Annotated in this window: 25 protein-coding genes; 22 read left to right on the plus strand and 3 right to left on the minus strand. The window is 67.8% G+C overall.

The annotated features are described in order from the left end of the window. The first annotated feature begins 5 nt into the window (after window positions 1-5). The 12 genes from recQ (at window position 6) to ACOEQ2_RS15220 (ending at window position 13,664) form a co-directional block, all read left to right on the plus strand. Entirely contained in the window at window positions 6-1,886 is a 1,881-nt protein-coding gene (recQ, locus tag ACOEQ2_RS15165; RefSeq protein WP_419728790.1) for a DNA helicase RecQ, read from the plus strand. Between the two features lie 117 nt (window positions 1,887-2,003). Beyond that, the gene (locus tag ACOEQ2_RS15170) at window positions 2,004-2,645 is read left to right on the plus strand and encodes a TIGR02466 family protein (protein ID WP_419728791.1); all 642 of its coding nucleotides are present in this window, start codon (window positions 2,004-2,006) and stop codon (window positions 2,643-2,645) included. Between the two features lie 9 nt (window positions 2,646-2,654). Beyond that, window positions 2,655-3,461 (plus strand): DeoR/GlpR family DNA-binding transcription regulator, encoded by an 807-nt coding sequence (locus ACOEQ2_RS15175; protein WP_419728792.1) that lies wholly within the window; start codon window positions 2,655-2,657, stop codon window positions 3,459-3,461. Window positions 3,462-3,574: 113 nt separating this feature from the next. After that, window positions 3,575-5,182 carry a glycerol-3-phosphate dehydrogenase gene (gene glpD, locus ACOEQ2_RS15180; RefSeq protein ID WP_419728793.1) on the plus strand — a complete coding sequence of 536 codons (1,608 nt, stop codon included), beginning with the start codon at window positions 3,575-3,577 and terminating at the stop codon, window positions 5,180-5,182. Beyond that, complete coding sequence (locus ACOEQ2_RS15185; RefSeq protein ID WP_419728794.1) at window positions 5,179-6,294, plus strand: ABC transporter ATP-binding protein; 1,116 nt, start codon at window positions 5,179-5,181, stop codon at window positions 6,292-6,294. Before glpD ends, ACOEQ2_RS15185 begins: the two co-directional genes overlap by 4 nt. 9 nt (window positions 6,295-6,303) lie before the next feature. Beyond that, complete coding sequence (locus tag ACOEQ2_RS15190) at window positions 6,304-7,386, plus strand: ABC transporter ATP-binding protein (protein WP_419728795.1); 1,083 nt, start codon at window positions 6,304-6,306, stop codon at window positions 7,384-7,386. Next, on the plus strand, window positions 7,386-8,273 hold the full coding sequence (locus ACOEQ2_RS15195) for a carbohydrate ABC transporter permease (RefSeq protein ID WP_419728796.1): 888 nt from the start codon (window positions 7,386-7,388) through the stop codon (window positions 8,271-8,273). The genes ACOEQ2_RS15190 and ACOEQ2_RS15195 overlap by 1 nt, the downstream gene beginning before the upstream one ends. Before the next feature lie 5 nt (window positions 8,274-8,278). Beyond that, entirely contained in the window at window positions 8,279-9,076 is a 798-nt protein-coding gene (locus tag ACOEQ2_RS15200) for a carbohydrate ABC transporter permease (RefSeq protein WP_419728797.1), read from the plus strand. Window positions 9,077-9,087: 11 nt separating this feature from the next. Continuing rightward, entirely contained in the window at window positions 9,088-9,363 is a 276-nt protein-coding gene (locus ACOEQ2_RS15205) for a DUF2160 domain-containing protein (protein WP_419728798.1), read from the plus strand. An 83-nt stretch (window positions 9,364-9,446) separates the two neighbouring features. Further along, the gene (locus tag ACOEQ2_RS15210) at window positions 9,447-11,234 is read left to right on the plus strand and encodes a hypothetical protein (protein ID WP_419728799.1); all 1,788 of its coding nucleotides are present in this window, start codon (window positions 9,447-9,449) and stop codon (window positions 11,232-11,234) included. A gap of 99 nt (window positions 11,235-11,333) precedes the next feature. Continuing rightward, entirely contained in the window at window positions 11,334-12,848 is a 1,515-nt protein-coding gene (glpK, locus tag ACOEQ2_RS15215) for a glycerol kinase GlpK (RefSeq protein ID WP_419731245.1), read from the plus strand. 12 nt (window positions 12,849-12,860) lie between these two features. Then, window positions 12,861-13,664: a hypothetical protein gene (locus ACOEQ2_RS15220; protein ID WP_419728800.1), complete on the plus strand. Its 804-nt coding sequence runs from the start codon at window positions 12,861-12,863 to the stop codon at window positions 13,662-13,664. On the opposite strand, the gene ACOEQ2_RS15225 is transcribed toward ACOEQ2_RS15220, so the two are convergent. From ACOEQ2_RS15225 to ACOEQ2_RS15235, 3 genes are all read right to left on the minus strand, one after another. After that, window positions 13,560-14,270 (minus strand): tetratricopeptide repeat protein, encoded by a 711-nt coding sequence (locus ACOEQ2_RS15225; RefSeq protein ID WP_419728801.1) that lies wholly within the window; start codon window positions 14,268-14,270, stop codon window positions 13,560-13,562. The two genes, ACOEQ2_RS15220 and ACOEQ2_RS15225, sit on opposite strands and share 105 nt — an antisense overlap. Before the next feature lie 451 nt (window positions 14,271-14,721). Continuing rightward, complete coding sequence (locus ACOEQ2_RS15230) at window positions 14,722-17,661, minus strand: glycoside hydrolase family 3 C-terminal domain-containing protein (RefSeq protein ID WP_419728802.1); 2,940 nt, start codon at window positions 17,659-17,661, stop codon at window positions 14,722-14,724. A 594-nt stretch (window positions 17,662-18,255) separates the two neighbouring features. After that, window positions 18,256-18,705: a copper chaperone PCu(A)C gene (locus ACOEQ2_RS15235; protein ID WP_419728803.1), complete on the minus strand. Its 450-nt coding sequence runs from the start codon at window positions 18,703-18,705 to the stop codon at window positions 18,256-18,258. A 118-nt stretch (window positions 18,706-18,823) separates the two neighbouring features. On the opposite strand from ACOEQ2_RS15235, the gene nrdR reads away from it, so the two are divergent. From nrdR to ACOEQ2_RS15285, 10 genes are all read left to right on the plus strand, one after another. Continuing rightward, window positions 18,824-19,324, plus strand: coding sequence for a transcriptional regulator NrdR (gene nrdR / locus ACOEQ2_RS15240; RefSeq protein ID WP_419728804.1), 501 nt, complete (start codon window positions 18,824-18,826; stop codon window positions 19,322-19,324). 55 nt (window positions 19,325-19,379) lie between these two features. After that, on the plus strand, window positions 19,380-19,988 hold the full coding sequence (nusB, locus tag ACOEQ2_RS15245) for a transcription antitermination factor NusB (RefSeq protein ID WP_419728805.1): 609 nt from the start codon (window positions 19,380-19,382) through the stop codon (window positions 19,986-19,988). Further along, window positions 19,985-20,962 carry a thiamine-phosphate kinase gene (gene thiL, locus ACOEQ2_RS15250; RefSeq protein WP_419728806.1) on the plus strand — a complete coding sequence of 326 codons (978 nt, stop codon included), beginning with the start codon at window positions 19,985-19,987 and terminating at the stop codon, window positions 20,960-20,962. Before nusB ends, thiL begins: the two co-directional genes overlap by 4 nt. Then, on the plus strand, window positions 20,959-21,138 hold the full coding sequence (locus tag ACOEQ2_RS15255) for a DUF4089 domain-containing protein (protein ID WP_419728807.1): 180 nt from the start codon (window positions 20,959-20,961) through the stop codon (window positions 21,136-21,138). The genes thiL and ACOEQ2_RS15255 overlap by 4 nt, the downstream gene beginning before the upstream one ends. Before the next feature lie 14 nt (window positions 21,139-21,152). Continuing rightward, on the plus strand, window positions 21,153-22,571 hold the full coding sequence (locus ACOEQ2_RS15260) for an AtzE family amidohydrolase (RefSeq protein ID WP_419728808.1): 1,419 nt from the start codon (window positions 21,153-21,155) through the stop codon (window positions 22,569-22,571). Continuing rightward, window positions 22,564-24,039, plus strand: coding sequence for a DUF2142 domain-containing protein (locus ACOEQ2_RS15265; RefSeq protein ID WP_419728809.1), 1,476 nt, complete (start codon window positions 22,564-22,566; stop codon window positions 24,037-24,039). Before ACOEQ2_RS15260 ends, ACOEQ2_RS15265 begins: the two co-directional genes overlap by 8 nt. A 27-nt stretch (window positions 24,040-24,066) precedes the next feature. Continuing rightward, window positions 24,067-24,360 carry a hypothetical protein gene (locus tag ACOEQ2_RS15270; RefSeq protein WP_419728810.1) on the plus strand — a complete coding sequence of 98 codons (294 nt, stop codon included), beginning with the start codon at window positions 24,067-24,069 and terminating at the stop codon, window positions 24,358-24,360. Between the two features lie 23 nt (window positions 24,361-24,383). After that, the gene (locus tag ACOEQ2_RS15275) at window positions 24,384-24,641 is read left to right on the plus strand and encodes a hypothetical protein (protein WP_419728811.1); all 258 of its coding nucleotides are present in this window, start codon (window positions 24,384-24,386) and stop codon (window positions 24,639-24,641) included. Window positions 24,642-24,688: 47 nt separating this feature from the next. Continuing rightward, window positions 24,689-24,988, plus strand: a complete 300-nt coding sequence (locus ACOEQ2_RS15280; protein ID WP_419728812.1) for a hypothetical protein — start codon at window positions 24,689-24,691, stop codon at window positions 24,986-24,988. Between the two features lie 90 nt (window positions 24,989-25,078). Beyond that, on the plus strand, window positions 25,079-25,453 hold the full coding sequence (locus ACOEQ2_RS15285) for a hypothetical protein (RefSeq protein ID WP_419728813.1): 375 nt from the start codon (window positions 25,079-25,081) through the stop codon (window positions 25,451-25,453). The last annotated feature ends 10 nt before the right edge of the window (window positions 25,454-25,463 follow it).

Genomic DNA, 25,463 nt, shown 5'->3' on the forward strand with positions numbered 1-25,463 from the left:
CGACCATGCTGACCACGCTCGAACGGTCGGCGGATCCTGACCATGGTGGTGATCCGGACAGCCCGGCCGCGGTGCTGGCGCGGGTGTTCGGCTTTCCCGGCTTCCGCGGTCTGCAGCAGCAGGCGGTCGATCGCGTCATGGCGGGCGGCGACGCACTGGTGCTGATGCCCACCGGCGGCGGCAAGAGCATCTGCTACCAGGTGCCGGCGCTCTGCCGTCCCGGCATGGGGCTGGTCGTGTCGCCGCTGATCGCGCTGATGGACGACCAGGTCGCAGCCCTGCGCCAGGTCGGGGTGAACGCGGCCGCCCTGCATTCCGAACTCGAGAGCGAGGACGCCGCGCGGATCCGATCGGATCTGGCGGCGGGCAGGCTGGACCTGCTCTACGTGTCGCCGGAGCGGCTGCTGTCGCCCGGTATGCTGGACCGGCTGTCGCGGTTGGAAATCTCCGTCATCGCCATCGACGAGGCGCATTGCGTGTCCGCCTGGGGTCACGAGTTCCGGCCGGAATACCGCGCGCTGGCCCAGCTGCCGGAGCGGCTGCCCGGGGTGCCGCGGATTGCGCTGACTGCCACCGCCGATCCGCGCACTCGCGCCGACATCATCGACGCGCTGGCGATGCCCGATGCCGAGATCCTGGTGGCGAGCTTCCACCGCCCAAACCTGCATATCGCCGCCCGGCCGAAAGGCTCCGAGCTCACCCAGCTGCTCGAGCTGCTCGGGCGGCACAAGGACGAGGCCTCGATCGTCTATTGCGGCAGCCGCAACAAGACCGAGCGGATTGCCCGGTCCCTGCGCGAGCGCAACTGGCCGGCGATCCCGTTCCATGCCGGGCTGGCGCCGATCGAGAAGCGCGCCGGCCTGCTGCGTTTCCGCTCCGGCGAGCCGATCGTGATCTGCGCCACCATCGCCTTCGGCATGGGGATCGACCGGCCGGACGTGCGCAGCGTCGTGCATCTGGACATGCCGGACAGCCCGGAGGGCTACTACCAGCAGATCGGCCGCGCCGGCCGTGACGGCGAGCGCTCGGACACGCTGCTGTTGTTCGGCGCCGAGGACATGGCGCGCGCCCGCCACTGGCTCGACCAGAGCCAGGCTCCGCCGGCGCAGAAGCGGGTGATGGGGCAGCGGCTGGAGATGATGATCGGGCTGGCCGAAACGGTCGGCTGCCGCACGCGCGCGCTGCTGGCCTGCTTCGGCGAGATCCTGCCGACCGATTGTGGCCATTGCGACAACTGCCGGTCACCGCCGCTGACCTTCGACGGCACCGTGGCGGCGCAGAAGGTGCTGTCGGCGATCTATCGCACCGGACAACGGTTCGGCGCCGTGCATGTGGTGTCGGTGCTGTGCGGCAAGTCGACCGAGGCGGTGAAGCGCCACGGTCACGACGCCCTGGCGCTGTTCGGGATCGGGCGGGAGAAGCCGGAAGGGTTCTGGCGCGGGGTGATCCGCCAACTGGTGGCGCGCGGGGCCCTGCGCACGCACGGCGAGTATGCCAGCCTGGCGCTGGAAGAGAGCGTCGCCCGGCCGATCCTGCGCGGCGAGCAGTCGGTGCTGCTGAGCGAGCCGGCTGCCGGCGCCTTGGCGGATGCGGTTGCTGTGTCCAACAGCGGCGGCAGCGGATCACGCGGATCGGCGGCGGCGGTGCGCTCCCTCGATACCGAGGCCGAGGCCCGCTTTGCCGTGTTGCGGGCTTGGCGGCTTGCCGAGGCGAGGGGACAGGCGGTGCCGCCCTACGTGATCTTCAGCGACGCGACCTTGCGCGACATCGCCGCCGACCGCCCTTCGAGCCTCGATGGGCTCGCGGCGATCAAGGGGGTCGGTGCGTCGAAATTGGAACGCTACGGCGTGTCCGTGCTCGAGATCCTGTCCGGCAAGGTGGCCTGACCGGTTCATCGGTTCTGCGTTTGCATCTGGTTCGATGTGCGGTTCCGGCCCATGATGTTCGGATCAGGATCGGTTTCCAGAAAACCGAACCAGCCATGTTCGCAGGAGCCCGACGCGATGGCGCGTCTCGATATCGCCGTGAAGGGCCTGTTCGCGACTCCGGTGGCGGCGGTGCAGCTCCCGGATCCCGAGGCGCGCAACGCCGCGCTTCGCGCGACCATCCTGCGGCGGCGGGCGGAAACGCCATCGGTGCAGGCCTCGAACGCCGGTGGCTGGCACTCGGACCGCGACATCGCCGACTGGGGAGGCGTCGAGGCCAACGAGGTGCTCGAACTGGCCCGGCAGGTGGCGACGCAGATGGTCGCGGATCGCCAGGGCCAGCCGTTGCGGCCGGCCTGGTCGATGCAGGCCTGGGCGAACGTTAACGGTCCCGGAGACGGCAATATCTGCCATTATCATCCTGGCGCGTTCTGGTCCGGCACCTATTACGTCGACGATGGCGGATGCGCCGATGATCCGGCGCTCGGCGGCGAGTTCGAGATGCTCGATCCGCGCGGCCCCGGCCCCGGGATGTATGCGCCGGCTTTGCGGTTCGCTGGCGAGGATGGCGCTTCGGCCGGCAGCGGCGAGACCATCCGGCCGCGGCCCGGGTTGCTGTTCCTGTTTCCGTCCTGGCTGTTCCACCAGGTGCGGCCGTATCGCGGTGACCGCCTGCGCATCTCGCTCGCATTCAATTTCGGATTGCCGAATGCACGTTGACCGACGCGGATGAGTGACGAGAGATCGTTGCGGATCCTGTCCCGCCGGCAGCAGGACATCACCGCCTTGTTGCGCGAGACCGGCCGGCTCGGGGTCGAGGAACTTGCCGCCCGGTTCACCGTGACGCCGCAGACCATCCGGCGCGACCTGAACGAACTTGCCGAGGCGCGCGTCATCACCCGCGTGCATGGCGGCGCGATCATCGCATCGGGTGTCGAGAATCTCGCATACGAGGCGCGCAAGCAGGTCGCGCGCAGCGCCAAGCGACGCATCGGCGAGGCGGCCGCGGCACTCATCCAGGACGACACCTCGGTGTTCCTCAACCTCGGCACCACCACCGAGGAGGTGGCGCGGGCGATGGCGGGCAGGAGCGGGTTGCTGGTGGTGACCAACAACATGAACGTCGCGATGGAGCTGTATCGTTACGATGCGATCCAGGTGGTGGTCGCCGGCGGCACGTTGCGCCATTCCGATGGCGGCATCGTCGGCCGCCTTGCCGCCGACGCGTTCCGGCAGTTCAAGGCGGACGTCGCGGTGATCGGCACCTCGGCGATCGACGGCGACGGCGCGCTGCTCGATTACGACCTGCGCGAGGTGCAGGTCTCGCGTGCGATCATCGAGAATGCCCGCCGCGTGGTGCTGGTCACGGACTCCTCGAAATTCACCCGCCGCGCGCCGGTGCGGATCGCCCGGCTGGAAGAGATCGACGTTCTGGTCACGGACCGGTTGCCGAACCCGGAGCTCGCCGCCTTGTGCCGCAATGCCGGCGTCGAGGTGATCGAGACCGGTCCGGACGAGGTGGATCCGCAAGCCTGACCGGTCGGCTCGGGGCTCGCGCGATTTGCGCGCTTGCATGTTCTCTTTGCGCGTGTGACATTCGGAACCGAAACAAGCGCTGCGAATAACGCGCACGTTCGGGAACAACGTTCATGGTCGAGCCGGCTGCAAGCCAGGTCTTCGACATCGCCATCATCGGCGGTGGCATCAACGGGTGCGGTATCGCGCGTGACGCTGCTGGTCGCGGTCGCAGCGTGTTCCTGTGCGAGCAGAACGATCTCGGCTCCGGCACGTCGTCCGCATCCACCAAGCTGATCCATGGCGGACTGCGCTACCTCGAATATTATGAATTCCGTCTCGTGCGCGAAGCGCTTCGCGAGCGGGAGGTGCTGTGGGGCATCGCGCCGCATATCGTCTGGCCGCTGCGTTTCGTGCTGCCGTACCACCGCAAGCTGCGGCCGCGCTGGCTGCTGCGGCTCGGGCTGTTCCTCTACGACAATATCGGCGGCCGCAAGCTGCTGCCGCGGACGCGGTCGGTCAATCTGCACCGCGATGTCACCGGTGGCCCGCTGAAGCCGGAGTTCCGGCGTGGTTTCGAGTATTCCGATTGCTGGGTGGAGGATAGTCGCCTGGTGGTACTGAATGCGTCCGCTGCCGCGTCGATGGGTGCCATCATCGCGCCACGCACGAAATGCGTCTCGGCGGAAAAGCATGGTGGCATCTGGGATGTCACGGTTGCAGGTCCGGATGGAACGCGCGCGGTGATCCAGGCGCGAACGCTGGTCAACGCGGCCGGGCCCTGGGTCGACCAGGTCGTGCAGAACGTCGTGCGCGACAATAACCGCGCCCCTGTACGGCTGGTGCAGGGGAGCCACATCGTCGTGCCGCGCCTGTACGAGCATGACGGGTGCTACATCTTCCAGAATGACGACAAGCGCATATTCTTCGTCATTCCCTATGAGCAGGACTTCACCTTGATCGGCACCACCGACCAGGATTATCACGGCGACCCCGCCGACGTCCGCGCGTCGGCCGAGGAGATCGCCTATCTGTGCCGCTCGACCAGCGATTACCTGAAAACTCCGGTGACACCCGACATGGTGTGCTGGACCTATTCCGGCGTCCGTCCGCTTTACGCCGAGCATGAGCAGGCGTCCGGATCCGCGGCACAGGCAGCCACCCGCGACTACGTGCTGAAGCTCGATGCGGCGGAAGGCGAGCCTCCGCTGCTGACGATCTTCGGCGGCAAGATCACGACCTATCGGCGGCTGGCGGAATCCGTGCTCGCCAAGCTCGACCCGCATCTGCCGGCGGCCACCGGGAAGAGCGCAGGCTGGACCGGCACGCTGCCGTTGCCGGGTGGCGATTTCCCGCGCGACGGCTTCGACAGCCAGCTTGCGGCGCTGGAGCGCGATTATCCGTTCCTGCCGCGCAAGCAGCTGCGTCGGTTGTTGCGGCTCTATGGCACGCGGTCGCAGATGATCCTGGCGGGCGCTCATTCGTCACAGGATCTGGGTCGTGATTTCGGCGCCGGCCTGAGCGAGGCGGAGCTGCGCTACCTGGTGCAGCACGAGTGGGCGCGGACGGCGGCGGACGTGCTGTGGCGCCGCACCAAGCTCGGGCTGCGGCTCGACGCGCCGGCGCAGGCAGCTCTGGAGGAGGCGATGCGCGGTCTGGTCGCCGAGCTGGTACCGGGTCCGCTGGCTATGCCGCCATCCGCCGTCGTCGCCCGTCCGACCGAGATCGAGCATACCCGATGAGCGTCATCCTCGAGCATGTCGGGCTGAAGGTCGGCGCCGACATCTACATCGACGATGTCAGCCTGGCATTCGAGCGTGGCACCATGAACGTGCTGCTCGGACCGACGCTCAGCGGCAAGACCACGCTCATGAGACTGATGGCCGGGCTCGATCGGCCGACCTCCGGGCGCATCCTGGTCGACGGCAAGGACGTCGTGAAGGTGCCGGTGCGGCATCGGTCGGTCGCCATGGTGTATCAGCAGTTCGTCAATTATCCGTCGCTGACGGTGTATGAGAACATCGCGTCGCCGCTGCGTGTCGCCGGTATCGACAAATCCGAGATCGAGCGCCGGGTGGCAGAGGCGGCGCGCGTGTTGCGCCTCGAGCCGTACCTGAAACGTCTGCCGGCGGAACTGTCCGGTGGCCAGCAGCAGCGTACCGCCATCGCCCGCGCGCTGGTCAAGCAGGCCGAGCTCGTGCTGCTCGACGAGCCGTTGGCCAACCTGGATTACAAGCTGCGCGAGGAATTGCGCGAGGAACTGCCCCGGCTGTTCGCGGCGTCCGGTGCGATCCTGGTCTATGCCACCACCGAGCCGTCCGAGGCGCTGCTGCTGGGCGGTCGTACCGCCACGCTCTGGCAGGGTCGGCTGACGCAGGAGGGACCGACGCCGCTGCTGTATCGCGATCCGGACAATCTGGATGCGGCGAGGGTGTTTTCCGATCCGCCGCTGAACGAGCTCGTGGTCGAGATGCAGGGCGGCCGCGCGACCCGCAGTGACGGCACGCCGCTGCCGCCGGACATGGTGCCGGCCATGGCGGATGGCAGCTACCGGATCGGGTTCCGCGTCGAGAGCACCACGGTTGTCGAGCACGACGTGGCCGCGGGCAGCGCACCGGGCACCGTGTTCACCGGCACTGTTTCGGTGACCGAGATCAGCGGCTCGGAAAGCTTCGTGCATGTCGATCTCGGTTTCGCGGTCTGGGTATGCCTGGTGCTCGGCGTGCATGACTGGCGTCCGGGTGCCGCGGCCGCGGTTGCCGTCGATCCGGCGGGGATCTTCGTGTTCACGGCGGACGGATCGCGCATCGCTTCGGCGCAGGCGGCCGCCACGCCGCATCTCGTCGGGGCCTGAAGGAAAACGATGGCCAGCATCACCCTCGACGGCATCGGGCATGCTTATCCCTCCCGGGATCCGGGAGAGGCCAAGCGCTATGCCCTGAAGCCGATGCACCACGTCTGGCAGCATGGCCGCGCCTATGCTCTGCTCGGGCCGTCCGGCTGCGGCAAGACGACGTTGCTCAACATAATTTCCGGGCTGGTGACGCCGTCGGACGGGCGCCTGCTGTTCGACCAGACCGACGTCACGCATGTCTCGACCGAGAAGCGCAACATCGCCCAGGTGTTCCAGTTCCCGGTGATCTACGACACCATGACGGTGCGCCAGAACCTGCTGTTCCCGCTGCGCAATCGCGGCGTCGACAAGCGTGTCGCGGATGCCCGGGTGATGGAGATCGCCGGCCTGCTGGATCTGGTTCCGGTGCTCGATCGCCGGGCCCGCGGGCTGACCGCGGACGCCAAGCAGAAGATCTCGCTCGGCCGTGGACTGGTGCGCTCGGACGTCTCCGCGGTGCTGTTCGACGAGCCGCTGACGGTCATCGATCCGGCGCTGAAGTGGGAGCTGCGCTCGAAGCTGAAGGCGGTGCACGAGGCGCTCGACATGCTGATGATCTACGTCACCCACGACCAGGTAGAGGCGATGACCTTCGCCGACGAGGTGGTGGTGATGAATGACGGCCGCGTGCTGCAGATCGGCACCCCGACCGAATTGTTCGAGCGGCCTGCGCACGCATTCGTCGGCTACTTCATCGGCTCTCCGGGGATGAATTTCCTGCCTGCCAGCATCGAGGGCAGTGCCGCCCGTGTTGCGGATGCGGTGTTCCCGTTGGCGAGCCGCTATGTGCCGCCGGCGGGACGCGTGCAGCTCGGTTTCCGGCCGGACTATGCGACCGTGGCGCCGGACGGCGAGGGCATCCCGGTCACCTTGCGCCGGATCGAGGATCTCGGTCGGCGAAGGCTCGCCCGCGTGGCGCTCGGCGAGCACGAGCTGGTGGCGACGCTACCGGCCGGCACCGACCTCAACGGCGAGATCGTGCGGCTACGGGTCGCGCCCGAGCACCTGCACGTCTATGTCGATGATGAACGCATAACCGGCGAGGCAGCCTGATGGACCGGCCACTCAATAATCGTGCCTGGTTCTTCGTGATCCCGGTGCTGGTGTTCGTCCTGTTTTCGTCGCTGATCCCGCTGATGACGGTCGTGAACTACTCCGTCCAGGACACGATGGGGCAGAACAATTTCTTCTTCAACGGTATCGCCTGGTTCCAGAACCTGCTCGATCCGACGACCGATATCGGTGGGCGTTTCTCGGCCGCCCTGGTGCGAAACCTGATCTTTTCCTTCGTGGTGCTGGCGATCGAGCTGCCGCTCGGCATTGCAGCGGCGATCTGCATCCCGCGGCATGGCTGGAAGGTCGGCGCCACGCTGGTGCTGATCGCGCTGCCGTTGCTGATCCCGTACAATGTGGTCGGCACCATCTGGCAGATCTTCGCCCGTGCCGATATCGGGCTGCTCGGCTACGTGATCAATCATCTCGGCATTGCCTACAACGATACCCAGGATCCGACCGGGGCGTGGGCCACCATCGTCGTGATGGATGTCTGGCATTGGACCGGCATGGTGGCGCTGCTCGCCTATGCAGGCCTGAAATCGATCCCCGATGCATTCTACCAGGCGGCGCGCATCGACGGCGCCAGCCGCTGGTCGGTATTCCGCAACATCGAGCTGCCGAAGCTGCAGAAGGTGCTGGTGATCGCGGTGCTGCTGCGCTTCATGGGCAGCTTCATGATCTATACCGAACCGTCGATCGTCACCGGCGGCGGCCCCGGCGAGTCCACCAGTTTCCTCTCGCTGGACCTGGTGAAGATCGCGCTCGGCCAGGTCGATCTCGGCAACGCGGCGGCGATGTCGCTGGTCTATAATCTCATCACGCTGACGATCTGCTGGGTGTTCTTCACCGTCATGACGCAGCTCGATCGCCGGAAGGACGTGTGATGCGCGTGCAAGGACGTTCCATCGGCATCGCCGCCTATCTGGTGGCGTTGTTCCTGCCGATCTACTGGCTCCTGAACATGTCGTTCAAGACCAACGGCGAGATCACGTCGCGGCTGTCGCTCTGGCCGCACCAGCTGACCTTTGCCAATTACGGCCACATCTTCAACGACCCGGCCTGGTATCTCGGCTTCCTGCATTCGCTGACCTACGTCATGCTGAATACCGTGATCTCGGTCACGGTGGCATTGCCGGCGGCGTATGCCTTCAGCCGCTACCGGTTCATCGGCGACAAGCACCTGTTCTTCTGGCTGCTGTCGAACCTGATGGCGCCGCCCGCCGTCTATGCGATGCCGTTCTTCAATTTCTATTATTCGATCGGGCTGTTCGATACCGTGTGGGCGGTGGCCCTGGCGCACTGCCTGTTCAACGTGCCGCTGGCGGTGTGGATCCTGGAGGGCTTCATCTCCGGCGTGCCGCGCGAGATCGACGAGACGGCGGCGCTCGACGGCTACTCGTTCCCGCGTTTCTTCCTGAAGATATTCCTGCCGCTGATCGCCAATGGCATCGGTGTCGCGGCGTTCTTCTGCTTCATGTTCTCCTGGGTCGAACAGCTGCTGGCGACGACGCTGACGACCGTGAACGCGAAGCCGATCGCGGCCGTCATGACCCGTGTCTATTCGGCGGCAGGCCTGGATTGGGGATTGCTGTCGGCGGCCGGCGTGCTGACGATGATCCCCGGTGCCATCGTCATCTGGTTCGTTCGCAACCACATCGCCAAGGGCTTTGCCCTCGGTCGGGTCTGAGGAGAACGATCATGGGCTGGATGGCCTGGAACTGGTACACCGCGACGTTCTTTCTCGTCATCGCCTTGTTGCTGACGGTCATGACGCTGCTCGCGATCTACCGGCCGGAGGTGCCGCGCCGCGGTATCCTGCGGTTCCCGACCACACGCGGCGACCGGCTTTTCGTGTCGCTGATCGGCACGGCGTTCATCTACATCTTCTGGATACGTTTCACAGGCGGTATCATGATGTGGCCGGCTGCGATATTGTCCGTGATCTACTGCGCGGCGATGTTCCGGTTCGCCTGACCCCCTGCAGAAGTACGACCCCGACCAGGCCGGAGCCAGCCCGTAGAAGGCGATGGACCGGCAAACCCTAGAGGAGGAAAACCATGGAAATTACCAGACGCACTGCCATCAAGGGCGCCGCGATCGCCAGCGTCGCCGGTGCCGGCATCCTGATCAACAGCCGCCCGTCGCATGCCCAGCAGGTCGATGCTGCCAAGAAATGGGTGGATAGCGAATTCCAGCCCTCGACGTTGTCGAAGGACCAGCAGATGGCGGAGATGGAGTGGTTCATCAGCGCCGCCAAGCCGTTCGTCGGCATGAAGGTGAGCTGCGTTTCCGAGATCCTGAATATCCACGAGTACGAATCCAAGACGCTGACCAAGGCGTTCGCCGAGATCACCGGCATCCAGGTCAATCACGACCTGATGGACGAGGGCCTGCTGGTCGACAAGATCGAAGTCGAGATGCAATCCGGCCGTCCGATCTACGATTTCTGGATGAACGACAGCGACTTCATCGGCACCCATCCGCGCTACAAGGACATCATCGGCGGCTCGCTGACCGATTTCATGGCGGGTGACGGAAAGGCGGTCACCAGCCCGACGCTCGATCTGCAGGATTTCATCGGACTTTCGTTCGGCACCTTCACCGACGGCAAGCTGTATCAGCTTCCCGACCAGCAATTCGCCAACCTCTACTGGTTCCGGCATGACTGGTTCGCCCGTCCGGAGCTGAAGGCGCAGTTCAAGCAGAAATTCGGCTACGAGCTCGGCGTTCCGGTGAACTGGTCGGCCTACGAGGACATCGCCGAGTTCTTCACCAACGACGTCAAGACGATCGACGGCGAGCGCGTCTATGGCCACATGGATTACGGCAAGAAGGACCCGTCGCTCGGCTGGCGCTTCACCGATGCGTGGCTGTCGATGGCCGGCGGCGGCGATCGCGGTCTGCCGAATGGCCGACCCGTCGACGAGTGGGGCATCCGCATGGAGGACGGCCGGCCGCGCGGTTCCTCGGTCAGCCGTGGAGGCGACGCCAACGGGCCGGCTGCCGTCTATGCACTGACCAAGTTCGTCGAGTGGCTCAAGAAGTACGCCCCGCCGGAAGCCGCCGGCATGGACTTCCTCGAGGCCGGCCCGGTGCCGTCGCAGGGCCATATCGCGCAGCAGATCTTCTGGTACACGACCTTCTCCGAGTCGATGACCAAGCCCGGCTCGGCGGTGCTCAATGCCGACGGCACGCCGAAGTGGCGCATGGCGCCGAGCCCGCACGGCGCTTACTGGAAGGAAGGCCAGAAGCTCGGCTACCAGGATTGCGGCTGCTGGACCATGCTGAAATACGGCGATCCGCAGCGCGTCAAGGCAGGCTGGCTCTACGCCCAGTTCTGCACCTCGAAGTCGGTGACCCTGAAGAAGGCGGTGACGACGCAGCATCTCATCCGCGAGAGCGACGTCATGAGCCAGGCGCTGACCGACCTCGCGCCGAAACTCGGTGGCCTGGTCGAGTTCTACCGGTCGCCGGCTCGCAAGAACTGGACACCGACCGGCGTGAACGTGCCCGATTACGGCAAGATGGCGCAGGTCTGGTGGCAGAACGTGTCGAACGCGATCGCCGGCTCGGTCACGCCGCAGCAGGCGATGGACGGGCTGGCCCGCGACCAGGACGCGATCATGTCGCGGATCGAGCGCTCCGGCGTGCAGGGCGATCTCGGGCCGAAGATGAACCCGGTGATGACGCCTGAATACTGGTACAAGAAGTCCGAGGCGGACGGGAACCTGGCGCCGCAGCGCAAGCTTGCCAACGAGAAGCCGCAGGGCCAGACCATCGACTATGACGAGCTGCTCAAGAGCTGGGCGCCCGGTCAGCCCGCGCCGAACGCGAACAAGGGCTGATCTGCACGATAACAGGCCCGGACATCCGATGCTGGATGTCCGGGCCGCTTTCTGTTCCGAGTAACCGCCATGAGTTCAGCGCTCCCGGGTTCCGGCAGCATGTCGGATCGATCGCATGTGCTGGTGATCGACCAGGGCACGACCTCGACACGCGCAATCATCTTCGATGCCGCCATGCGTCCGGTCGCGCAGGCGCAGGAAGAGTTTCCGCAGATCTACCCGCAGCCCGGCTGGGTCGAGCACAACCCGGAAACGCTGTGGGCGACGGTGCTCGGAACCGCGCGCGCCGTGCTCGAGAAGGCAGGCCTGGACGCCTCCGATATTGCCGCACTCGGGATCGCCAACCAGCGCGAGACCACCCTGATCTGGGACCGTGCATCCGGCCGTCCGATCCACAATGCCATCGTCTGGCAGGACCGCCGCACCGCGGACATCTGCGACCGGCTCGAGCGCGATGGTCACGCCGAGCTGGTTGCCGAGCGCACCGGCCTGCGCATCGACCCGTATTTCTCCGGCACCAAGATCTCCTGGATCCTGGACCATGTTCCGGGCGCGCGCCTTCGTGCGGAGAATGGCGAGCTCGTCTTCGGCACCGTCGACAGCTTCCTGCTCTGGCGCCTCACCGGCGGCAAGGTGCACGCGATCGATGCCACCAACGCGTCGCGGACCCTGCTGTGCGACATCCGCAACGGCACCTGGGACTTCGAGCTGCTCCGGCTGCTGCGTGTCCCGGCAGCCTTGCTGCCCGAGATCCGTGACAGCGCCGGCGAGTTCGGCAGCACGCTGCCCGACCTGTTCGGCGGCTCGATCGCCATCCGCGGTATCGCCGGCGACCAGCAGGCGGCGCTGATCGGCCAGGCCTGCTTCCGCCCCGGCACCATCAAGGCGACCTACGGCACCGGCGGCTTCATCCTGCTGAACACCGGCACGGTGATGAAACGCTCCGCACACCGGCTGCTCTCGACGATCGCCTGGCAGCGCCGCGGCGAGCGGCATTACGCGCTGGAGGGCTCGATCTTCTCGGCGGGGGCCGCCGTGCAGTGGCTGCGCGACGGGCTCGGCCTGGTGGAGAACTCCGCCGAGACCGGGCGTCTGGCAGAGGCCGCCGATCCGGCGCAGCAGGTCTATCTGGTGCCGGCCTTCACCGGCCTCGGCGCACCGCACTGGGAAAGCCGTGCGCAGGCGCTGGTCACCGGCATCACCCGTGGCACCACGAAAAAGGAGCTGGCCCGGGCGACGCTCGAGAGTGTCGGCTTCCAGACGCGGGATCTGCTGGCGGCGATGCTCGCCGATGACGGGCGCGACCCGGACTCGACCGACGAGGTCGTGTTCCGCGTCGATGGCGGAATGTCGGCGAGCGACTGGACCATGCAGTTCCTGGCCGACACGCTCGGGCTGCCGGTCGACCGGCCGGCGTTCCGCGAGACCACCGCGATGGGTGCGGGCTATCTGGCCGGGCTCGATGCCGGGCTGTATCCGGAACCGGAGGAGTTCGAGCAGCAATGGCGGCTCGATCGCCGGTTCTCGCCGACGGCCTCCTCGGAGGATCGCGACCGTCGCTATCGCGGCTGGCAGCGTGCCGTCCGACTGGCCCTGGCGGTGGATGAGGGCTAGGACCCCCCCGGCGTGAACATCCGCTTCCGCTGCGACCCGGCCCTGCTCGGGCTGCTGCCGCCACCGGTGCCGGCGCGCGAGGCGCTGCCGGACTGGCTGCGCACGATGCCGGCCAATGCCGCGTCCGACATGCATGGTGGGGCCTCGATCCGCACCGTGAAGCAGTGCCCGCCTTTCGTCGATGCGATGATGCACGGCTTCGTCATGACGCTGCCTTGCGACGTGCGGGTGCAAGGTGGCCGGCTGTCCTGGGACTGGCAGCTGCCGCCACCCGATACGGCGACCCACCCGCGCGCACCGATGTCGTTCCATGCGGCGGCACAGGTGAGCGGGACGCCGTTCATGCGTCGGGACCAGCTGGTGGTGAAGTTCAACTCGTTCTGGACCATCCGCCTCGATCCGGGCTGGTCGCTGTTCGTCACCCACCCGGTCAATCGCGACGACCTGCCGTTCCGCCTGCTGACCGGGCTGGTGGATGCGGATGCGTTCCACCAGGTCGGCATCCTGTTCCCGGCGGTGTGGCTCGATCCCGCCTTCGAGGGCACCCTGCCGCGCGGCATGCCGGTGGCGCACTGCATTCCGGTCCGGCGCGACCCGCTGGTGATCGAAACCGGCGCATTCGATGCCGACGAGCAGCAGCGCTACGAGGCGACGGCCCGCATTCTGCTCGAGGAGACCGGCCATTACCGGCAGCTGTCGCGCGCCGCCCGGTCAGGTGACGCCGACGGCGGCATCGCGGCAGTCGAGCCGCTCGCGCCCGTCGAGGCAGGCGCGCAGGGCGGCGGGGTCGAGGAACAGCAGCCCGGCCCGTCCTGACACCAGCGACTGCGCGATCCTGCCGAAGCTGTCCGGCCGCAATCGCCATGCCTGCGCATAGGCATCGAGAGCCGCCTCGATCTGGCCGGTTTCGCCGAGCGCCACGCCGAGATTGAGCGCCGCTTCATGGAAATCCGGCCGCATCCGGAGTGCCGCGCGATACGCCGCAGTGGCGCCGGCATCGTCATGCTGGTCCTGGCGCAGCAACCCCAGGCTGAACCAGATCTCCGCCGGTGCGGCTCCGGTCGAGACCGCCCTTGCCAGAGCCGCTGCGGCGTCCTCGTCGCGACCCGCCGCGCGCAGCACCCTGGCCTGCAGATGATGTGCGCGGGCACCCTGCAGGCCCCCGGCACCCGCGGTCGGGAGGGCCCGGATCGCCCGGCCGACCGCCGCAAGGCTGGCCTCGATGCGCCCGCGGGCGAGCAGCGCATCGGCGATCGCCAGCCAGCCGCCGACGAATTCGCCGTGCCGCTCGAGCCGTGGCAGCAGCGAAGCGGCATCCGGATCACCGGCCCGCAGCAGCAGCGCGGCCAGTGTGAACAGGGCGCGCAGGTCGTCCGGGCGGGCTGCGAGGTCCAGGCGGGCCGCTTCGATTTGCGCCCGCAACACCTGCTCATCCGCCGGCTTGCCGACTGATGCACCCGCAAACGACGCCGCCGGCGGCTGTCCAGGTCGGCGGGGCCGATCGGGCTTTGCCACTCCTCAGTGGCCGTACGGTGTCGCGCCGACCTGGCACGCGGCCATGGCGGCGCTCGCTTGCCTGAGGCTGACGGCCAAGCATTTCATGTGCGGGAGCAGGGAGCGTCCATGGCCTGCCGGCTCGGGATCCGGGATCGGCCTCAACATGCCCGGACCGGCCGCGCGGACGCAAGTCGAGCCCAGGCGGGCTCCTGACCGCCAGGACGGGCGCCACCGGAACCGCCTGCCAGGCGACACAAGCTGAGAGCCGACAGCTCGGTGTCATGGCGGTCGGGGGGTCGTGGAAAAGCAGAACCCCGCCGCGGATTGCGGCGGGGTTCCCCGGCTTTCACGGACGGCCGGAGCCGCCGCCGGTCAGCTACTTCAGCAGGCGCACCTGCACGCCGCCGTGCCGCACCGCCGGCTTGCAGGGCTCGACACCGCTTGCCGCAGCCTGTGCGAGCTGTGCCGGGTTGGCAGCCTGCGCGTCGACCACCTGGGTGCAGCTGCCCGACGCGAAGTCGGCCGTGCCGAACAGCGTGACGTCGCGCGTCACCGCCCCCTCTGGCGGCGTCAGCTTGAAGGCGACGCTGAGCGCCTGGCCCGGCAGCACGTTGCTGAACGTGGTGGCGGTCGTCGGCTGCACCTTCCACCCGCCGGGGGCGGCGAGCGAGAGGTTGATGTCGGCCAGCGTCTGACTGCCGCCGGCGCTGACGGTGACGACCGCGGTCCCGGAGGCGCCGACGGTGAAGCTGCGCGGCGCCGTGACGGAAACGTGGCGGTTTCCGATGCCGCTCTGCATCGCGTAGCTGCCGGTGGCCGGAAGGTCGGCAAGGGCGGAGCTGTCACCGACCCACACCTTGTAGGTGCCGGTGGTCTCGTCCCAGCCATTGGTGTTCCACCACCACTCGTCACTCGGGCGGATGGTGAAGGTCAGGCGCTTGGACTCGCCGGGCGCCAGGGTCACGCGCCGGAAATCGACCAGCTTGCGTGGCGGCTCACCTGCAGCAGCGGGATAACCGAGATAGAGCTGGGCCGCATCGCTGCCCGCGACCTTGCCGGTGTTGGTGATGGTGGCGCTGACGTGCACCGGCGTCACACCGTCGACGGACGCGTTCTCGACCTGCAGGTCACTGTACTTGAACGTCGTGTAGGACAGCCCGTAGCCGAACGGGAACAGCGGCGTGACCTTGTTCTGGTCGTACCAGCGATAGCCGACCAGCAAGCCCTCCGAATACTCGACCGTGTTGTTTTCACCAGGGAACTGCGCGACCGATGCCGTCGGGATCGCGCTGAGGCTGGTCGGGAAGGTGATCGGCAGGTGTCCGCCGGGGTTCGCCTTGCCGTACAGCAGGTCGGCAAGCGCGGTGCCGCCGGTCTGGCCGGGATACCAGGTGTCGAGCACCGCACTGACGCTGTTGAGCCAGGGCATGGTGATCGGGGCACCCGCCTGCACCACGACGATGGTGTGCGGATTGACCGCGGCGACGGCCTCGACCATCGCATCCTGCACCGAAGGCAGCGACAGGTTCGGTCGGTCGGCAGCTTCCGACTCGGTGTCGTCGGCGACCACCACGATGGCGGTCTTGGCGGCCCGGGCGGCGGCAAGGGCGGGGGTAGCGTACGTCAGCAGCGTGGACGGCGTGGCCCAGGCGAGGTTGCTGGTCGGACCGGCGCCGCCGAGGGTCAGGGTGTATTTCTGACCGGCCGTGAGCACGATCGACGCCGAGTAGGTGGAGACCGGCGGGGTGCCCGGGTTGTTGATGAGCGTCGTGCCGTTGATGGTCAGCGACGCGACGTTGTAGCTGCCGGGATTGCTGAAGCCAATGATGTAGGGGCCGGTTTCGGGCGCGGTCAGCGTGGCGCTGTAGGAGCCGCCGTAGTTGGTGGCGGCATACGGCGTGGACAGCGCGCTCGCCGGGATCGGGGTGAGCTCCGCGTCGGTCGGGATGCCCTGCTGGTAGGTGACGCTGCCGGTCGAGGCGGCCTGGATGCCCTGGAGTGGCGAGACGACGGGGCCCGGGATGACGTGGGCGCTGCCGCCGCCGCTGCTGGTCACCTGCGCCGAGGCGGCCGGGCCGATGACGACGACGTCCGCGCTGGCCTGCAGCGGCAGCAACCCACCCTGGTTCTTCAGCAGCACGCTGCCTGCCTCGGCGAGCGCATTGCTGGTGGCGACGTGCTCCGGTGACGTGGCGATTGCCGAGGTGGTGACCGGCGGCGGATCGTTGAAGAATCCGAACCGGAACATCTCATACAGGATCGGCTCGACCTGGGAGTTCAGCACGGCGCGCGAGATCGAGCCGTTCTGCACGGCGGCCTGCAGTGGGGCGCCGAAATAGGTGTTCTCAGGCTGCTCGTCATCGGTGCCGGCAGTCGCGGCGCTGACGTCGTGGATCGCGCCGTAATCCGACATGATGAGGCCCTTGAAATTGACCTCGTTCCGCAACACGCCGGTCAGGAGCGAGCGACTTTCACAAGAGTAAAAACCGTTCACCGATGAGTAGGCGCACATCAGCGAGCCCGAGCCTGCATCGTTGATCGCGGCCCGGAAGGCAGGCTGGTAGATTTCGTGCAGGGTGCGTTCGGAAACGATGTCGTCGTCTGCCTGGGTGTTGCGGTTGGTTTCCTGGTTGTAGGCGTCGAAATGCTTGACCTGCGCCATCACGCGCTCGCTCTGGATGCCCTTGATTTCGGCAGCCCCGATCCCCGCGGTGAGTGCCGGATCTTCCGACAGGCTCTCGAACGTGCGGCCCCAGCGCGGGTCGCGATCGATATTGACGGTGGGCCCGAGATCGGCGCCGGAACCCTTTGCAGCCTGCTCTGCTCCGAGCGTGATGCCGTAGAGCAGGGCGTCCGTCTTGGAGAACGTCGCCGCAACCGCGATGCCGGCGGGAAACTGCGTGACCCCGGTGAGATAGTCGGCGACGCCCGCCGGTCCGTCTTCGTAGCCGATACCAGGAATGCATAACCGCGTGTTTGCAGCGGTGAAGAACACGTACGGTACGGCAGGCGGCGTGCTCTCGCTTGTGCCATTGCCCTGCACAAGTGCGATCTCGTCGGCAACGGTCATCTTCGCGAGCAGCATGTCGACGCGGGTGGCGACAGGCAGGCTCGGGTTCAACCAGGGGCAGTCGGCCGGATTGCCGACCGGTCCGGCGGCTGCGGTGTGAAGCGGAACCAGTCCGGCGAGAAGGGCCGGCAAGGCGGCACCGGCCCAGCGGAAATGCCGCCTGTTCTTGAGGGTATCCCTGCTTTCCGGAGGCCGCTGCTCTCCTGCAAGTCGCGCTGCCAGATGACAGCCATTAATGCCAATCATTCCTGACTTTCCTCTATTATTTTGGATCGGCAGTGACAGGGCCTGGATGATATCTTGACCTGTGCAGTACAGACGCGAGGGCTGGCGACAGTATGAACTGACGACGTCGTCCCTGTGACGAACCCCGTTGTGCTTCACTCGAAAGATCGAGCGTCAAAATCCCTGATTCTAGCTGTCGACTGTCGACACTAACAAACCTAGGAGCCCAGGCTTTGGTCCGCAAGCAAGATCTGGATCGCTTCAGAAATTCAATAATATTCCTCAAAATCCGGGCGCAGAATCGACAGCGTCAAGGAATTTAATCTCGATCATGCATGTGAGATGCACTTGCCTGGGCCGAGAAAACGCCATGGCTCGAGTCAGGAAGTATTTGCCTTCGGCATGATGAAAAAGGCCGCACGGGTGACCCGATTGGTGCGGTGCGGCACGGATTTCCGAATTCCTGCGGGCGATATTTCGCTGCACCATCGCGGCGGAACGTCGAAATCACGCGCCTCGTCGAGAAGTCCGGAGTTGCCGAATAACGATATGCAAGGTTCGAGCCGTTGTTCTAAAAATCAATCCGAATGACGCTACGGCCTGTCGGCTCGAACGCTATCTGCCGGTCGGCATTGCGTGAACCTGGAACGTCGCGGTGAGTGTCCTGCCGCTCAGGAAGCTGACCGTCACCGGAACCGTGCCGCCGGGTTGCACGGATGCGGCCGGGTTGGTGCATTGCAGGTGATAGCCGCCGCGCGCGAACACCATCTTGTCCTTGGCCGGGATCGTCAGCTTGTCGAGCGGCGACAGGCTGTCCGCCGGCGACGACGCGCTGGCGTCGCGAAAGCTCAGCGTGCTGCAGGCGGGCGACTGCCAGCCGGTGATCAGCACCGCGGTATCGCTGGTGTTGGTCACGGTGAAGAAGCCGCGCGCAGCGTGGTCCGAGATGCGGATGAAGCTGCCGTCGCTGATCGAGACACCCTTGGGCGGCTCCGCCGGCGCCGCAGCGGTGCCGCCCAGCAGGGCCAGGGTGGCAAGCAGACGAAAGCAACGGGGTCGGGTCATCGGGCAGCCTCGCCAGGTCGTGGATCCGGCATATGCCGTCTGGCCTGGTAACGCCGGACTTGTCTCGATGGTCGCGCGGGAGCACCTCTGGCCCGAATTTAAGTTGAAGAGAGCCCAGATGCGCTGCCCGTTCTGCGGCCACGAGGATACGCAGGTCAAAGACAGCCGCCCGAACGAGGACGGCGCCGCCATTCGCAGGCGCCGGTTCTGCACCGGCTGCGGCCAGCGCTTCACCACCATCGAACGGGTGCAGCTGCGCGAGCTCGTGGTGGTGAAGTCGGACGGGCGACGGGTGCCGTTCGAGCGCGACAAGCTGGCCCGGTCGATCCGCATCGCCATGCGCAAGCGGCCGGTCGACGAGGAGCGCATCGAGCGGATCGTCAACGGCCTGGTGCGCCAGCTCGAGGCGTCCGGCGAGACCGATATCCCGAGCGCGCAGCTGGGCGAGCTGGTGATGGACACGCTGCGGGAAGTCGATGCGGTCGCCTATGTGCGGTTCGCCAGCGTCTATCGCGATTTCCGCGAGGCGCGGGACTTCGAGACCATCCTCGGCTCGCTGGCGGCACCCGACGTCGCCGATCCCGGCGAGGCTGGACCTGACCGTCCAAAGGCGCGATGAAGCGCCGCATGACCGTCATCGCACGCCGACCGAACCGCTGCCCGGGAGCCCTCTGATGGCGGAAGGCCAGATCGAGGGCGACGATGGAGTCAATCGCCGCCGACAACCTGCCCGGACCCGGTCGCGCACCGCGGCACGGGTGGGTGCGGTGCAGGCGCTGTTCCAGAGCGAGCAGGGCGGCGAGAGTGCGGAGAGCGTGATCGACCAGTTCGTGCGTCACCGCCTCGGCGAGCTGCCGGGGACCGGCGGCTACGAGGAGGGTCGGGTGCCGGATGCCGACGTCCGGTTGTTCGGGCGGATCGTGCGCACGGCTGTTCTGGAGCAGGACCGGCTCGACCTGATGCTGGTCGAGGTGCTGCCGGAGGAGTGGCCGCTGGGCCGGCTCGATCCGGTGCTGCGGGCGTTGCTGCGCGCGGCCGGCGGCGAGCTGACGATGCCCGACGGGCCGCCCGGCCGGGTCGTGATCAATGAATATCTCGACGTGGCGCACGGCTTCTTCTCAGGCGACGAGCCACGCATGGTGAACGGCCTGCTGAACGCGCTCGGCCGCCGACTGCGTCCGGCCGACTTCGATGCCGCTCCGATACGTGACGCGGCGCCGGACCCGGTTGCGCCGGACCTGATCGAGCCCGAGCATACTGCCCCGGACCCGTCCGATCCGTGAGCCAGCCGGCCGGCGAGTTCGCCTTCATCGCCAGGCATTTCCGGTCCCTCGCCGGCCCGGGGGCATTGGCGCTGTCGGACGACGCCGCGGTGTTCATGCCGCCCGCCGGCCGCGAACTCGTGGTGTGCGCCGACGCGATGGTGGCGGGCGTGCATTTCCTCCCCGACGACCCGTCCTATGACATCGGCCGCAAACTACTGCGGGTGAACCTGTCGGACCTCGCGGCGATGGGCGCCGTGCCGCTCGGCTACCTCATGACCGTGTCGGTGCCGCCCGACCTGCCATCCGACTGGTTCGAGGGCTTCAGCGCCGGGCTGGCGGCCGATCAGGCGACCTACGGCCTGTCGCTGCTGGGCGGCGACACTACCTCGACCACCGGCCCGCTGGTGCTGTCGCTGACGATCCTGGGCCACGTGGCGCCAGGCGAGGCCGTCCGGCGTAACGGCGCCCGGCCAGGTGACGGCGTCTGGGTGACCGGCACGATCGGTGACGGCAGCCTCGGTCTGGCCTGCCTGCAGGGCGAGCTCGACGATCCGACCGGCTTCCTGGCGGACCGCTACCACGTGCCGCAGCCCCGGCTCGGGCTGGCGCTGAGCAGGCTCGTGCATGCGGCGATCGACGTCTCCGACGGGCTGGTCCAGGACCTCGGGCACCTGTGTCGCGAAAGCGGCGTCGGTGCGGTGGTGGAGGCGACGCTGGTGCCGGCCTCCGATGCGGCCCGTGTCGCCGGTGCTGCCTGGCTGGAGCGCAGGCTCACCGGGGGCGACGACTACGAGCTGCTGCTGGCCGTCCCCGCGGACGCGGAAGCGATATTGCTGCGCGCGGCAGCGGCTGCGGGCGTGGCGCTGACCCGGATCGGAACCTTCGAGACCGGTCCGGCCCGGGTGCGGGTTCTGGCTGCGAACGGCAGCGAGCTCGTGTTCCGGAGCCCAGGCTGGAGCCATGTCAGCGACGCGTTCGGGGTGCGGGGATGACCGACGACGATCGGCAGCTGGCGGTGCAGGCGGCGAGGGTGCTCGGCCTGGCGCTCGATCCGGATCATCTGGACGGCGTGGCAGCGCACCTCGCTTTGCTCCGCCAGCATGTCGCACGGGTGATGGCCGTGCCGCTGCCGCCTGACATCGAGTCGGCACCGGTGTTCCGGCCGTGACCGCACAGGCGCCCATGGCCGATGCGATCGACCTTGCTGCAGGTGTGCGGAGCGGCCTGTGGTCGGCAACGGCGCTGACCCGGTCGGCGCTCGATCGCATCGCCCGGCACGACACGCTGCTCAACTGCTTCACCCACGTGCGCGCCGAAGCTGCTCTCGCCGAGGCCGGCCGGGTGGATGCGTCACATGCCCGCGGCGAGCCGGTCGGACCGCTGGCCGGCGTTCCGTTCGCGGTGAAGAACCTGTTCGACGTGGCCGGGCATACCACCCTGGCCGGATCGCGCGTGCTGGCCGGCGGGGCGGCGGCGACCGAGGACGCCACCGCAGTCGCCCGGTTGCGGCAGGCCGGCGCGATCCTGCTCGGCATGCTCAACATGGACGAGTTCGCGTATGGCTTCTCCACCGAGAACGCCCATTACGGCACCACCGGCAATCCGCACGATCCGTCGCTGATCGCGGGTGGATCGTCGGGTGGGTCGGCCGCCGCGGTCGCCGCCGGGCTGGTGGCGCTGAGCCTGGGCTCCGACACCAACGGCTCGATCCGGGTGCCGGCGTCGCTGTGCGGCGTGTTCGGGCTGAAGCCCACCTATGGCCGGCTGTCGCGCGCGGGCGCGTTTTCACTCTCCGCCAGCCTGGATTGCGTCGGTCCGTTCGCCCGCAGCGTGCGTGACCTGGCTCTTGCCTACGAGCTGATGCAGGGCGCCGACCCGCGAGACCCGGTGCAGGCGGCGCAATCCTGTACGGGCGTGTTCGATCCGGCCCTGGCCGGGCTCCACGAACCGCCGCTGTCCGGGGGCGGGATGCGCGTCGGCGTGCTGCAGGGCTGGTTCCGTCACGGCGCGTCCGACCAGGCGTTGGCCGCAACCGACAGCATCGCCGCAGCACTGCACGCGTCCGGGGCCACCATCGCGCCGGTACAGCTCGACGATGCCGCGATCGCCCGGTCGGCGGCGTTCTGCATCACCGGGGCCGAGGCTGGGACGCTGCATCTGCCGTGGCTCGCAACCCGGGCCGGCGAGTACGAGCCCGCGGTGCGCGACCGGCTGATCGCGGGCGCCATGATGCCGGCTGCCGTGGTGATCCAGGCGCAGCGGCTGCGCAGCCGGTTCCGGGCACAGGTGGCCGAGCTGTTCGAGCGCGTCGACCTGCTGCTGGCACCGGCGACCCCGTGCGCCGCCGTGCCACACGGCCAGGCCACGATGATGCTCGACGGCAAGCCGGTCTCGGCACGTGCCAACATGGGGCTCTACACCCAGCCGATCAGCTTCGCCGGGCTGCCGGTGGTGACGGTCCCGGTGCAACTGGCGACCGACCGGCTGCCGATCGGCGTCCAGCTGATTGCGCGGCCCTGGGCGGAGGGGCTGGCGCTGCGGGTGGCGGCGATGCTGGAATGGCACGGCGTCGCGCAGTGCCGCCCGCCCGACTATGGCTGACACCCGGGCGTCGATCAGGCTGTTCCTCGCCTGCGTCGCCATGCTGGGGGTGATCCTGGTGTTCCGGACGCCGCCCATGGCTGGCTTCGACGAGGCGTACCACTGGCGGCGCGCATTGCAGGTGGCCGACCTGCATCCGTTCGGTCGCCGGCTCGGTCCGAACGACTGGGGTGGCCGGCTCGATCCGCGGGAGATGGCCTTCGAAACCCGCGCGGATGCCGCGATCGCCGCCACGCAGCCGCTATCGGTGGCCGGGCTGCACGCGCTGTCGGATCAGCTCGCCGCATCGCCCGCGCCGCAGGGCAAGTCGGGCCGGCCGGTGGTGTCGTTTCCCTCCACCGCCTCGTTTTCGCCGATCGCCTACCTGCCCTCGGCCGCCGGGATCCTCGTGGCGCGCGTCCTCCGGCTCGGGCCGCTCGAGCAGATGCATGCCGGGCGGCTGGCGAATCTCGCCGGCTATCTCGGGCTGGTCTGGTGCGTGGTGCTGATCCTGCCGGTCGGGCGGCTGGCGGTGCTGGCCCTGCTGACCATGCCGACGCCGCTGCACCTGGCCGCAAGCTTCAGCGCCGATCCGGTCTGCAACGCCCTGCCGGCGCTGCTGGTCGCCTGCTGCCTGCGCCTGCGCAGGGTGACCGTGCCGCCACCGGGGTCGATCCTGGCACGCCGGTGGCCGGCCTGGCTGTTCGGCCTGGTGGTGCTGGTCGGGCTCCTGAAGCCGATCTGCTGCGTGGTGTCGGCGATGCTCCTGCTGGTGCCCGTGCGGCTGTTCGCAGGCGCACCTGCCAGGGCACGGCGCGCCGCATGGACCTACCGGATCGCGGCGATCGCCGTGTGCGCCGCGGTCGCCCTCGGCTGGAACCTCGCATATCCCTTCGTGCCCGGCCGCTATTGGCATACCGGCGCCGATCCACATGCGGCGGTTCGCGTTCTGCTATCGGCGCCAATGCACGGCATTCGGATCCTGGCTGCCAATGCCTGGAACGACAGCCGCTTCTGGTGGAGCGATGGCTGGGGACGCTATGGCGGCGGCCCGGGGCCGTATCACTTCACCACGCCGGAGCGGCTGGCCGAGCTGTTCCTGATGCTGCTGCTGCTGCTCACGCTGGCCGAGGCGTCTCGCCCGCTCCCGGGCCCCGGCACCTCGCCCCGGGCGATCGGGCAAGCCAGGATCATGGCGATGACCGCACCACCGGTGCTGCTGCTTCTGGTGGCGGTCGCTTACCTGGCGGCGCTGCTGCTGGCGTTCCGTATCGGCTACGGCCCGCCTGGGTCGGACTTCATCGACGGCGTGCAGGGCCGCTACCTGCTGCTGCCCGATCTGCTGTGCCTGCTCGCATTGGCCGCGGCCTGGCCGTTCCGGGCCGTGATCCTGGGCAGGCTGGCACCACCGCTGCTGCTCGGCTGCCTGCTGCTCGACCTGCTGAGCGTCATCATCGCACTTGGCCACTACGCCGCCGTCTGGCACTGATGTCGCCGCGGCTTCGGGCTGGCGAGGATGACGATGCGTTCGATCGGGCTTGTTTCTCTTCTACTCCTGCTGTCGGCGTGCGGCGGCGGTCACTCCACACCCACGGCCAACCTGTCGGTCACCTGTGACGGCCGCCTGGAACTGGCCGGTGCGGCCACGATCGACGTGACCTCCACGCCGGGCAGGGGCGCCAGCCTGAGCTTCCCGGATCCGGTCAATCCCGGGCAGACCGGCACGCTGCCGCTGCCCGACGGTCGCGCCTGCACCATCGCCCCGGTGCTCAACACCGGCGACAAGACCGACAAGCCGGCCGCCAGCTGAACGGACCGGGCGGAACCGCGGCGATGAACCGGTCTCCCGACATGCTCCATTCCGTCGCCTGGATGCATCGCAGCTACGGCGGCGGTTTCGGGATGCATCATCTCCAGGGCGGCGGGTGGATCACCCACATGGTGATCTCGTCGGTCATCCACGGCCTGATCTACGGCATGATCTTCCGCCTGCTCAGCCATCTCAGCCTGGGCGAGATCGTGCTTCTCGTCGTGCTGGTGATTGTCGGACTGTATGCCTGGAACCGGGACCGCACCTACCGGCGTTGGTGATCCACCGCCCCTACTTCATACCTGCCGACCTGGAAGGCCTGTTGCCCATGAAGCTGTTCGTGATCGAGATCGAAGGTGAGCCCATCGTGGTGTTCCCCGAGGACGACCTGTCGCTGGCGCAGGAGGAGGCGGCTACCGGCAACGTCACCGAGGCGCTGCAGGAGTTCCAGCGCGACGGCAAGCCGGTCTGGAACGGCGAGGGCAAGCTCGCGGTGCGTGAGGCCGATGCCGACGAGACCGCACTCTACAATGCCGGCCTGGCCGAGGCGCTTGAGGATGGCGACATCACCGAGGACGAGACCGACGAGTTCGCCGTGTTCCTGATCGAAACCGACGACATGGACTGACCGGCCCTCGCGGCGTCTGCGAACCGCCCCGCAGGGCAAGCGTTACGGACGCGCGAGGCGGGCTTCGGTCGGCCTCTGGAGACAGCTCCCATGACAGACCGGTCCTCTCCCCGCGGCGCCTTGTTGCTCGCGGTTGCCCTGGCGGCGACGGCCGGCGCGACATGCGTGCCTGCGTCGGCGCAGACCGGCCTCGGCACCCCTGGTGGCGGCAGCTCGGGCGGCATCAACACGACCGGCGCCGGGACCGGCCTGAGCAGCCCCGGGACGATCCGGGGCTCCACCTCCAGCGGGCCCGGCTTCAGCAATCCGAACGCGATCAGCAATCCGGGCGTACCGAACACGACGATCGGCACTCCGGGCACGTTCGGTGGCGGCCTGGTGAGCCCGAGTGTCGGGGTTCCTCCTCCGGCTCCGACCGCGATGGCGCCCTCCGGCCGGATCTCCGTCGCCCCGCGGCCGCGCTAGACCCCGCCGT

This window comes from Lichenicola sp. (genome assembly GCF_965198575.1).
GTDB lineage: Bacteria > Pseudomonadota > Alphaproteobacteria > Acetobacterales > Acetobacteraceae > Lichenicola.